The organism is Thomasclavelia sp., from assembly GCF_017889095.1.
Taxonomy (GTDB): Bacteria; Bacillota_I; Bacilli_A; order Erysipelotrichales; family Coprobacillaceae; genus Thomasclavelia.
Genome location: NZ_JAGHEW010000400.1, coordinates 1 through 1,338 on the forward strand (window position 1 = coordinate 1; position 1,338 = coordinate 1,338).

At 20.2% G+C, this 1,338-nt stretch carries 2 protein-coding genes; both read right to left on the reverse strand.

What is annotated here, in order from left to right; all coding sequences use genetic code 11:
* Positions 1 to 301 (reverse strand): hypothetical protein (locus tag J7M77_RS16690; RefSeq protein WP_296880617.1); only part of this gene is annotated, 301 nt, incomplete at its 3' end.
* A gap of 426 nt (positions 302 to 727) precedes the next feature.
* Positions 728 to 1,338: LytTR family DNA-binding domain-containing protein (locus J7M77_RS16695; RefSeq protein WP_296880619.1), on the reverse strand; the 611-nt coding region annotated here is incomplete at its 5' end.

The following is a 1,338-nucleotide window of genomic DNA, read 5'->3' on the forward strand; positions in this document are numbered from 1 at the left end:
AATTTTCAATTACTAAATTAATTATTTGAGAATCGGTTGATAATAGATTCATTGCTTTTAAAATATCATTATTTATTTTTTCTAGCTCTTCGCTAATTGTATCATACTCCTGGTTTTTTATTTGATTGCTTAAAGCAATTAATTTATCACGAGAATCATGAATATATTTAATACTGTTAATATATTGCGAATTGACTAAATTATATTTTGCTTTTATATTTGCTTCTTTATGTTGTAAAGATGTGTAATTAGTTTCTAATTTTTTTGTCTGTTTAGATTTAAAGTAAAATAAAATGTACATTAAAATTATTATAAACTGTAAAATAATGATAAAATGAATGATTAATTTATTTTTTTGAATATTTTTGATCTCATCAATATATATAAACGGTACTGACAACAAAGAAGGCACTATTATAATATACCAGGGAAAAGTTTTTAATGAGGTGTTTTTATATTTTGAATAATACAATTTAAAAATATTATTTAGTAACACACATATTAGTATAAACACTATAATTACAAATAAAAAATAGAGTGATCTAGAATTATTTGATGAAATTTCTGTTGAATTATAAGCAAATAATAATAAATCAAAAAAGATAATTAATAATAGTATAAATATTTTATTACAATGATTTTTATTGATTTTTAATTTATAAAAACAGTAATATACAACTAATATTACTATAATTATAGTAAATAGGATAAAAATATCCATAATGGGTTAAATATGCAAATGAATTTGAGCTATAAAAGCTTTTTCAAAATCATTGTAATATACTCTTGATAACGGAATAATTTCATCGTTTTTCAGTTTAATAAATGTTTTATCATATTCTTCAATATTATAAATATTAACAATAAATGATTTATGGATCCGACAAAAGTTATAATCTTCTAGTTTCAATAACCACTCTTTTAAAGATAGAGATGTTTCAAGCACTTTTCCTGATAATAAATGAATATACGTTTTTCTTTGTAAAAATTCAATATATAGAATATGTTTGTAATATATTTTTTTGCAATATATTTTTTTATCATAAAATCCCAGATGATTATATTTATAATCTTTTATAATATCTTCCATTTCTAATTCAAACTCAAGTTGATCAATTGGTTTTAGAAAATATCTATCAGCATGGGCCTTATAGCCTCTTTCCAGATATTTTGAATGTTTAGAAACAAAGATTATCTTTATATCAGTATTATATTTTCTTATATCAATAGCAATGTCTATACCATTTAAATTTTCTAATTCTATATCAATAAAAATAAGATCATAATTATTAACGATATCAATAATATCAGTTTCTTTTTTATAAGTATCGATTTGCA